General features: G+C 63.3%; 10 protein-coding genes. 8 read left to right on the top strand and 2 right to left on the bottom strand.

The features are described 5' to 3' along the window. The first annotated feature begins 290 nt into the window (after window positions 1-290). The 5 genes from C6W55_RS13235 (at window position 291) to C6W55_RS13215 (ending at window position 5737) form a co-directional block, all read left to right on the top strand. Complete coding sequence (locus tag C6W55_RS13235; RefSeq protein ID WP_286893090.1) at window positions 291-650, top strand: Asp23/Gls24 family envelope stress response protein; 360 nt, start codon at window positions 291-293, stop codon at window positions 648-650. A gap of 11 nt (window positions 651-661) precedes the next feature. Continuing rightward, a complete protein-coding gene (locus C6W55_RS13230; RefSeq protein ID WP_286893089.1) occupies window positions 662-2392 on the top strand; it encodes a DAK2 domain-containing protein in 1731 nt (576 codons plus the stop codon). Window positions 2393-2429: 37 nt separating this feature from the next. Continuing rightward, window positions 2430-3281 (top strand): DegV family protein, encoded by an 852-nt coding sequence (locus tag C6W55_RS13225; RefSeq protein WP_286893088.1) that lies wholly within the window; start codon window positions 2430-2432, stop codon window positions 3279-3281. 5 nt (window positions 3282-3286) lie between these two features. After that, window positions 3287-5338: an ATP-dependent DNA helicase RecG gene (gene recG, locus C6W55_RS13220; RefSeq protein WP_286893087.1), complete on the top strand. Its 2052-nt coding sequence runs from the start codon at window positions 3287-3289 to the stop codon at window positions 5336-5338. Between the two features lie 111 nt (window positions 5339-5449). After that, the gene (locus C6W55_RS13215) at window positions 5450-5737 is read left to right on the top strand and encodes a stage VI sporulation protein F (RefSeq protein ID WP_213483292.1); all 288 of its coding nucleotides are present in this window, start codon (window positions 5450-5452) and stop codon (window positions 5735-5737) included. A 115-nt stretch (window positions 5738-5852) separates the two neighbouring features. Here C6W55_RS13215 and C6W55_RS13210 read toward each other — a convergent pair whose 3' ends face one another. Further along, window positions 5853-6533, bottom strand: a complete 681-nt coding sequence (locus C6W55_RS13210; RefSeq protein ID WP_286893086.1) for an SOS response-associated peptidase — start codon at window positions 6531-6533, stop codon at window positions 5853-5855. A gap of 184 nt (window positions 6534-6717) precedes the next feature. Between C6W55_RS13210 and C6W55_RS13205 the strand changes: the two genes are divergently transcribed. The 3 genes from C6W55_RS13205 to C6W55_RS13195 all read left to right on the top strand — a co-directional run bounded on the left by C6W55_RS13205 (window position 6718) and on the right by C6W55_RS13195 (window position 8999). Then, window positions 6718-7956: a DNA polymerase IV gene (locus C6W55_RS13205; protein ID WP_286893085.1), complete on the top strand. Its 1239-nt coding sequence runs from the start codon at window positions 6718-6720 to the stop codon at window positions 7954-7956. Between the two features lie 194 nt (window positions 7957-8150). Then, window positions 8151-8498, top strand: a complete 348-nt coding sequence (locus C6W55_RS13200) for a YolD-like family protein (RefSeq protein ID WP_213483290.1) — start codon at window positions 8151-8153, stop codon at window positions 8496-8498. Window positions 8499-8591: 93 nt separating this feature from the next. Then, window positions 8592-8999: a hypothetical protein gene (locus tag C6W55_RS13195; protein WP_015255030.1), complete on the top strand. Its 408-nt coding sequence runs from the start codon at window positions 8592-8594 to the stop codon at window positions 8997-8999. 93 nt (window positions 9000-9092) lie between these two features. On the opposite strand, the gene C6W55_RS13190 is transcribed toward C6W55_RS13195, so the two are convergent. Next, entirely contained in the window at window positions 9093-9803 is a 711-nt protein-coding gene (locus tag C6W55_RS13190) for a GT-D fold domain-containing glycosyltransferase (RefSeq protein WP_286893084.1), read from the bottom strand. Window positions 9804-9831: the final 28 nt, after the last annotated feature.

The following is a 9831-nucleotide window of genomic DNA, read 5'->3' as shown; positions in this document are numbered from 1 at the left end:
AAAGTGCTGCATAGGAGCCTCCTCCTTTGAGGGTGTTTTTTTGCCAAATTCCACTCTACCAAAGGAGAGGCTCTCTTTCTATGTCCGCTTTTTCCAATCTTTACCCCAACGCTAATTTTACTCTAACCTGCAAGTCGGCACGGGACAAGTCATCGAAACGGAGGGAACGGAGCCAATTGCGTGAGATTTTCGGCGAACATGGACGATCTAACGGCGATTTCCGTTTGTATTCTGCCTGTGCAATCTTTATAATGAATTTAACCTATACTTGCCTGAGGAGGAGTGGAGCCATGTCTACGCAACTCCAGACTGAACTGGGTCATGTCCATGTGTCGGATCATGTGCTGTCGGAGATCGCGGGCTCAGCAGCCTTGGAATGCTACGGTCTGGTCGGCATGGCGTCGCGCAAGCAGCTCAAGGATGGCATTGCCGAACTTCTGGGCAGGGAAAATTTGTCGCGCGGTGTCGAAATCCGTCGGGAGGGCGAGGCGACGCATGTCGATCTGTACATCGTCGTCAGCTACGGCACGAGAATTTCGGAAGTCGCGCACAACGTGCAGTCGCGCGTGAAATATGTATTGAACGAAGTCACCGGTCTGAAAGTGGATTATGTGAACATTATCGTGCAAGGCGTACGGGTATCGCGGTAGGAGGGAATCGGGTGAGCAAGCGGGTGCTGGACGGAAAGACATTCGCGGAAATGGTGTTTGCGGGCGCGGATGCGCTGGAGCGGAACATGCAGCAGGTCAACGCGCTGAACGTCTTTCCCGTGCCGGACGGCGATACGGGAACCAATATGAATCTCACGATGCGTTCGGGTGTGCAAGAGCTGAGAAGCCGCCCGTCGCTTTCTTTAGGAGCAGCCGCAGAAGCGCTTTCACGGGGGCTTCTCATGGGCGCGAGGGGCAACTCCGGCGTCATTCTGTCGCAGCTGTTCCGCGGATTCGCCCGCGGAGCGGCCGGCCATGACGAACTGAACGCGGTGCAGTTCGCCGCGGCGCTGCAGCAGGGGGTCGACACCGCCTACAAGTCGGTGGTGAAGCCGGTCGAGGGAACGATTCTCACGGTCGCGCGGGAAGCCTCCCGGCACGCGGTGTCGATCGCCCGCCGCACGCCCGACATCGCGGCGCTGCTGCGCGAGGTGCTGGCGAAGGCGAGGGAGACGCTGCTCAAGACGCCGGATATGCTCCCCATTCTGAAGCAGGTCGGGGTCGTCGATTCCGGCGGTCAGGGGCTCGTCCACCTATACGAGGGCTTCGCGGCGTACCTGTCCGGCGAAGCAACGGTTGAAGCCGTCGAGATGCCCGCCGCGGCGCGTCCGGCGCGCCGTGCGGAATCCGCGCCGGCGCAAAGCCGGGTGGCGACGGAATCGATCGAATTTCCGTATGACATGGAGTTTTTCATCCGGCGTCCCGCACGGATGCCGGCCGGCATGCGCTTCGATCGGGAATGGTTCACCCGCGCGCTGGAGAAGGACGGCGATTCGGTCATCGTCATCGACGACGGCGACATCATCAAAGTGCACGTCCATTCGCGCAAGCCGGGCGATGTGCTCAATCTCGCGCTGCCTTACGGCGAATTGATCGACATCCGCATCCTGAACATGCGCGAGCAGCACCGCGAGCTGCTGGATCAGGGGGAGCCTGCCGGCGACGGGCCGGAACTGGCGGCGCCCGAAGTGCTGACGGGCGGCGCTCCCGTGCAGGGCGTGTCGCCCGAGCAGGTGCACGAGTTCGCGCCGTACGGCATCATCGCCGTCGCGATGGGCGGCGGCATCGCCGACATCTTCCTCCGGCATGAAGCCGATATCGTGCTGTCGGGCGGGCAGACGATGAATCCGAGCACGGAAGACTTCCTGCAGGCGATCGAATCGCTCAGCGCGGAGCAGATCTATCTGCTGCCGAACAACGGCAACGTCATCCTGACCGCGCAGCAGGCGGCGGAAATGAGCGGCCGCTCCGTCACCGTCATTCCGACGCGCTCGATTCCGCAAGGGCTGGCCGCGCTGCTCGCGTTCAACGAAGCGGAGACGGCCGAGCGGAACGAGGAGCGGATGCGCGGAGCCGCCGAGTCGGTCCGTTCCGGCGAAGTGACGCTTGCCGTGCGGGATTCCACGATCGGCGGGCTGACGATCCGGGAAGGCGACTATATCGGCATCATGGACAAGGAGATTGTCACGGCTTCCGGCAGCCTGCAGGAGACTTGCCGCACGCTGCTTGCGAAGATGCTGGAAGACGGCGGCGAACTGGTCACGGTGTTGACCGGGGAAGGGACGAATGACGCGGAGACCGCGGCGCTGTCCGACTGGCTGAAGGAATCATATCCCGACGCCGAACTGGAAGTATTCGAGGGCGGACAGCCGCTGTATCCCTATTTGATTGCGGTGGAGTAATCGAACGATCATTCGCGAAAGACGGGAGGCGTCAAGCATGTGTGCGGTGAAAATCGTCGTGGACAGCACATCGGACATTCCCGCGGAGGAGTGTCAGCGGCTCGGCATCGAGATGATTCCGCTCAAGGTGCATTTCGGGGAAGAAACCTATCTCGACGGGGTGACGATCGGTCCCGGCAATTTCTACGACATGCTGGAAGCGTCCTTGGTCATGCCGACGACGTCGCAGCCTTCGCCGAACGATTTTCTCGAACTGTACCAGTGCATTCTCGACAAGGATCCGGAGGCGCAGATCATTTCGTTCCATCTCAGTTCGGAATTCAGCGGCACGTACCAGTCGGCCGTCATCGCCAAATCGATGCTGGAAGGCGAACCCGACATCACGGTCGTCGACTCGCGGTCCGCTTCCCACGGGTTCGGCGCGGCCGCGCTGCTCGCGGCGGAAATGGCCCGGGAAGGCGCTTCGAAGGAGCAGATTCTGGAGGCGGCCTATCGGCTGCTCAAGGGCATGCGCATCTATTTCCTCGTCGATACGCTTGAATATTTGCAGCGGGGCGGCCGGATCGGGAAAGCGGCCGCGCTGATCGGCGGTCTGCTCAACATCAAGCCGATTCTGACGATCCAGGACGGCGTGGTTGCGCCGGTCGAGAAGACGCGGGGCACCAAGAAGGCCATGAACCGCATCATCGAAATGCTGGAAGAAGAATTCGGCCGTTCGCCCGTCCATGTCGGCATCGGCTGGAGCAAGTACGACGAACACGCGAAGGAGCTGCTGGCGCGGGTGCAGGAGAAGTTCGACGTCCGGAGCGTCCGCCATGTGCTCATCGGCGGCGTCATCGGCGCGCATGTCGGACCCGGCACGTCAGCCGTCTTCATGTACAAGGCGTGAACGTGATGAATATCAGGCTGGACCAGATCCCGGTACGGCAGATCAAAGGCGTGAGCGCCCGGAAAGAAGAGGAGCTTCACGCCTTTGGCATCCGTACGGCGGCGGATCTGCTGGAATATTTCCCGTTCCGCTACGAGGATTACCGGGTGCGGGAGCTGGAAGAAGTCGGAGATGGAGAGAAGGCGACCATACAGGGCAAAATCGCGGCCCCGCCGGTCGTGCAGCGCTACGGCGGCAAAACCCGCATGTCCTGCCGCGTGGCGGCGGGCCGGATGCTCATTACGGCTGTCTGGTTCAACCGGCATTTCCTGAAGGATCAGCTGACGCCCGGACGGGACATTACGCTGACGGGCAAATGGGACCGGCACCGGCGCCAGCTCACGGTGGCCGAATCGGAGTTTCCCGACCGCGGGGCGTCGAAGACCGGCACGCTGCAGCCGGTCTACTCGGTCGGAGGCGGCATCACGCAAAGCTGGATGCGCAAGACGATCGCGCAGGCGCTGCAGCAGTTCGGCCATCTCGTGCCGGAAGTGCTGCCGCACGAGCTGATCCAGCGGCACGGGCTGATGCCGCGCAGGGAAGCGGTAATGCGGATCCACGCGCCGGGCAGCGCGGAAGAAGGCCAGGCCGCGCGCAGGCGGATGGCGTATGAGGAGCTGTTCCTGTTCCAGCTCAAGCTGCAGGCTTACCGCGCGCATACGCGCCGCAAGCGGGACGGCATCGCGCATACGGCGGACAACGCGGCGATCCGCGCGTTCGCGGCGGGACTGCCGTTCGAGCTCACCGACGGGCAGAAGAAAGCGGTGAACGAGATTCTGCACGACATGCGCCAGCCGTATTGCATGAACCGGCTGCTGCAGGGTGACGTCGGCTCCGGCAAGACGGTCATCGCGGCTATCGCGCTCTATGCCGCCGTGAAGAGCGGGCATCAGGGGGCGCTGATGGCGCCGACCGAGATATTGGCCGAGCAGCATCTGCGCACGCTGGAGAAGCTGTTTGCGCCGCACGGCATCCAGGTGGCGCTGCTGACCGGCAGCCTGACCGAGCGGCAGCGGCGGGACGTGCTCGCCGGGCTGCAGATGGGCATGATCGACGTCGTCGTCGGCACCCATGCGCTCATTCAGGAAGATGTCCATTTCCGCAGCCTCAGCCTGGTCGTGACGGACGAGCAGCACCGGTTCGGCGTCGGCCAGCGCAGCATTCTGCGCCGCAAGGGGATCCATCCGGACGTGCTGACGATGACGGCGACGCCGATTCCCCGGACGCTGGCGATTACGGTGTTCGGCGACATGGACGTCTCGACGCTGCGCGAGCGTCCGAAAGGGCGGGTGCCGATCAAGACGTACTGGGTCAGGCACGACATGCTGGACCGCGTGCTCGGCTTCATCCGGCGGGAAGTGGCGGCGGGGCGGCAGGCTTACATCATCTGCCCGCTGATCGAGGAATCGGACAAGCTGGACGTGCAGAACGTCATCGATCTGCATCAGCAGATGCAGCAGGCCTTCCCGGATCTCAAGGTCGGGCTGCTGCACGGCCGGCTGACCGCGGCGGAGAAAGACGCGGTCATGCGCGAGTTCGCGTCCGGCGAAGCGCATGTGCTCGTCGCGACGACCGTCGTCGAGGTCGGCGTCGACGTGCCGAACGCGACGCTGATGGTCGTGATGGACGCCGACCGGTTCGGCCTGTCGCAGCTGCACCAGCTCCGGGGACGCGTCGGACGCGGGTCGTACGCGTCCTATTGCGTGCTGATCGCCGATCCGAAATCGGAGACCGGCCTTGAGCGGATGCGGATCATGACGGAGACCGACGACGGGTTCGAAGTGTCGCGGCGCGACCTGGAGCTCAGGGGACCGGGCGATTTCTTCGGCACGAAGCAGAGCGGCCTGCCGGATTTCAAGGTGGCGGATCTGTCGTCCGATTACGCGCTGCTGGAGACGGCGCGGGACGACGCGGCGGAGTTGGTGTCGCGGGAGGCCTTCTGGCACGATCCCGCCTGCGCGCGGCTGCGCGAGATGTTGATGCGGGATCCGGTCTTTCAGGGCGAACAGCTCGATTGAATTATTTTCGGCCGAAATTTGCGGCGGATGACAACTGCGCGGTGCGGACGTCATATCCTGAAATGACGGCCCCGGCCCGGCCGGACCGTCAATGCGATGGAGGTGCCGCGCGTGGGTTATCAGCAGTACGGCATTCGGCCCGAGTTGGTCGAGCGCGTCAAACGGAAGATGAAAAATCCGGCAACCAAGGAGCGGATGAAGGCGCTGCTTAACGGCGTGACCAAGTACGACCTTCAGGATCGGGCGAAGGTGCGCCGTCTTGTGCGCTCGGCGGCCGCCATCCTGAACGAGCCGCTCACGTCCGACCTGGAAGAGCGGATCATCGCATTCGTGATCGCGCAGCGGATCGATCCGAACAACACGCTGCATCTGCTCCGGCTGTGGAGCATGTTCCGTTAGGGCGCTGCGGGTCAAGCGGGTCGGACAGCGAAAAAACTTCCTCTGTTCCGGGATTCGTCACACGGATCCGCGGACGGAGGAAGTTTTTCCTTTATATGCCCTATGCCGTCCGTTCTCAGGATTTGGCGAGCGGCTCGATCAGGGACGGATCGTCGACCTTGACGCTGCCGACCGCTTTTCCGACCGGATACGCTTCGAGCTCGGACGCCGGATAAGGCGCGTACAAATGCCGCAGCGCTTCGGGATCGCGCACGCTGCGGTCCAGCCAGAGCGCCTCGTCTTCCGGACGCAGGATGACCGGCATCCGGTTGTGGATGGGCGCCATCAGTTCGTTCGGTTCCGTCGTCAGGATCGCCACCGTGCTGATGCGCCGCCCGTCCGGCGCGGTCCATGTCTCGTACAGGCCGGCCATGCTGAAGATACCGCCGCCGCGCAGCACGATGCGAAGCGGCTGCCGGCTGCCGTCCGGCTCCGTCCGCCATTCGTAGAAGCCGTCCGCCGGCACGAGGCAGCGCTTCGTTCGGAGCGGCCCGCGGAAGGCCGGCTTGTCCGCGGCCGTCTCCGCGCGGGCATTCAGCAGGCGGCTGCCGATTTTCTCGTCCTTCGCCCAGGACGGGATGAGTCCCCACCTCAGTTCCCCGAGCCGGCTCGTCCGGCCGTCGCTGATGACGGCAGGCACCATCTGCCCCGGCGCGACGTTGTATTTCGGCCGGTGGTACGGAATGTTCGTCACGCCGATCATGTACCGCACCATCAGCTCTTCCAGCGTCACCGTGATCGTGTAGCGGCCGCACATGCGCGATTCTCCTTTGCGTTCTTCTCTTGAGGCCATTATAGCGTCTTGCGGCGTGCCGCCGCCACTGCCTGCGCATGCGCGCCCGCTGAACCTTACAGAAAAATACTGTTGATACACAAACATAAGTTCGTGTATTTTGAATATGATAAGAACATACGTTCTTGTCTCGGGGGAGGACGGGGCGATGGCGCGGAAACAGCGGGTGATCATGCTGGCGGACTGCCAGTCGTTCTATGCCAGCGTCGAGAAGGCGAAACATCCCGAGTACGAGGAGAAGCCGCTTGTTGTGGCGGGCGATCCCGAGCGCCGTTCGGGCATCGTGCTCGCCGCCTGCCCGCTCGCGAAGGCGCGCGGCGTCACCACCGCCGAACGGCTCGGTGAAGCGCTGGGCAAGTGCCCCGACTTGATCGTGGCGAAGCCGCGCATGCAGGAATACATTGAGTATTCCCTGCTCATCACGCGCATCTACGAGTCGTTCACGGACATGGTCGAACCGTACAGCATCGACGAGCAGTTCCTCGATCTGACCGGATCGGCCCGCCTGTTCGGCGGACCCGAGGAGGCGGCCCGCCGGATCCAGAAGCAGGTGCTGGAGCAGACCGGCGTCTACGTCCGGTTCGGCATCAGCACGAACAAGGTGCTGGCGAAGATGGCGTGCGACAACTACGCGAAGAAGCATCCGACCGGCATTTTCCGGCTCGATCCGGATCGTCTCGAGCAGACGCTGTGGCAGCTGCCGGTCGGCAAAATGTTCATGATCGGCTCGCGCATGACGGCGCACCTGAACCGGATGGGCATCGAGACGATCGGCGACCTGGCGCGGGCGCCGCTTTCCCGGCTGCGGGCGCGTTGGGGGATCAACGGCGAGATGATCTGGCGCATCGCGCGCGGGTGCGACGATTCGCCGGTGACGCCGGACACCCACATCGGGCAGAAAGGCATCGGCCACCAGATGACGCTGCCGCGCGATTACGAGACGCGGGAAGAACTGCGGGTCGTGCTGCTCGAGCTGTGCGAGCTCGTCTGCCGGCGCATGCGGGCCAAGGGGAAGATGGGCCGGACGCTGGCCGTCGGCTGCCAGGGCGCCGACTTCGACCGGCCGAGCGGGTTTTTCCGGCAGATGACGCTGCCGTATCCGACCCAGGCGACAAACGACGCCTACCGGTTCGCGTGCGAACTGTTCGACCGGCATTGGGACGGCCTGCCGGTGCGGAAGGTCGGCGTCGCGATGACCGGTCTGCAGGACGACCGGGAATATCAGCTGCTGCTGTTCGACCACCGGGAGAAGTACCGCGCCCTCGAACAGGCGACGGACCGGATCAAGGACAAGTACGGCGACGATTCGATCATCCGGGCCGTCTCGCTCACCGAGGCCGGGCAGGCGAGGGACCGGGCGCGCAAGATCGGCGGCCATTACAAATGACGCCGGAGCGGCATGCGCAGGGCGGCGGAGCACGGTCGGCGGCCTCGCGCAGACGGCGGTCCGGAAAGTTCGGGCCGGCTCCCGGGAGCGGAAAGGCGACAGGAGCGGGTCGGAAGAAAGGCGGCAAGTGCGGGTCAGACGTCGGCTAATCATCAACAGAGGATCAGACATCGAAGAGAGGATGGCGGACAGCAATGGCAAAACCGCGCGTGAACAAATTGACATCCGGGTACAATCTGCTCTGGGAATCGAGCCGGATGATGCTGCCCGAACACAAGGAGCGTATCAATGGCCACCGGGAGTCGCTGAACCGCAAAGAGCGCCCCGTGCTTGACGAACAGGAGATGGAGGAGCTGGCGCTTCGGATCGGCGAATCGCTCGAGACGGGCCGGCCGGTCACGCTGAAGCTGTACGGCGAGTATGCGGACCGGGAGGTGACGGGCGTCGTGACGAAGGTCGATCCGCAGGCCGGACGGATCCGGCTGCGCACGGCGCTGGGGGACATGTGGGCGAAGATGCGGGATGTGATCGGCGCGGAATAAAAAAATCCTCATTTATCCTCCATAGTTTGTCTATACCGCTTAGCACCAAATCCCATAGACTGTAGCATCTCAGGCAAGCAGGGGGTGAATGGGATGGGAGTTTTCCTCGATCAACGCAGCTCAATGAACTCCAACACGGTCGGTGCTCCGAACGTACCGCTGAGCGCTACGCCGACGCTGTTCGGCATCATCGGGCTTCAGACGCAGAACGCGCCGAACACGATTATCGCGCTGGACGGCATGGTCGGCATCAGCGGCGACATCGGCGACACGTTCACGGTTGACATCGTCCGCGGCTCGACGTTCAACCCCGCCAATGTCATCTTCACGTTGACCGGGACGGTGAGCGTAACGGGCACGACGGAAGTGCACTCCTTTACGGCACAGGATCTGCTGGCGCCGCCGGCTGCGGAGACGGTCTACACGGCCTTTATCTCGGGCACGACGACGGCCGTGCGGAACGGCCCGGAAGTGTTCCGGGGCATCGCCTCGACCGCCTGAGTGCGCCGCCCTGCGCAAGAACCCCGGTTTTCGGGAAGAACCCCGGCTCCCGGGGTTCTTGTTCATATTGCCAAGCGCAAAAGGACGCCCGATTCAGTTCGGGCGTCCTTTTGTGATGATATGGAGCGCTTTGCCGAAGTCGAGCGCGACTTTGCCGGTCTGTTCGGCGGTGCGCTGAGCCAGCACGACGGCGTTGACGCCGCAGGAGAACAGCGCGATGTCGTACAGGTTGCGGTTGTCGGAAAGAAATTTGAGCGCCTGTTCCATCTGGGAATAGTCGGAGAACGGATAGGTCAGCGTGACGCGGATGCCCCGGAAACGGTTCTCGATGACCCGCTTCGCCGCGTCGGCATGGTGCGTCACGACCGCGATCCGCTTGCCGGCAAGCGTCTTCCAGAACATCGGATCCGTCGCCAGCATCCGGTTCACGCAGGCGTGGCAGACCGCTTTCGGCACGATGCGGAAATGTCGGAATACGCGATCCGTCAACTTGCGCTTCAGGTAGTCCGGCGCGTGGATCGTCCGGTCGCCGAAGGGCAGAATGCCAACGATGTCGGCTTTGCGGATCGACTCGGCGACGGCGTCGCGCAAGGGCAGGTTCGGCAGCCGCAGCCCTTTCTTGCCTTCGTTTGCTTTCACGGCCCACGGCTCTTTCAGCACGGCGTCGATCGGCCAGACGGTCTGCTGGGCGAGCACGAGATTCTCGCCGTCCCCTACGCGGACGAGCGACAGCGGCGATTTCGTCTTGAGCGCATGCGCAATGCGCTGCAGCACCTGCGCTTGCATCAGCTGCGTTCGATCCACGATGTATCATTCCTCCCGAAGGACAGAG

The organism is Thermobacillus sp. (assembly GCF_003390775.1).
Classification (GTDB): domain Bacteria; phylum Bacillota; class Bacilli; order Paenibacillales; family Paenibacillaceae; genus Thermobacillus; species Thermobacillus xylanilyticus.
Note: the sequence above shows the minus strand (reverse complement) of the source record. Positions and strands in the feature narration are given on the sequence as shown.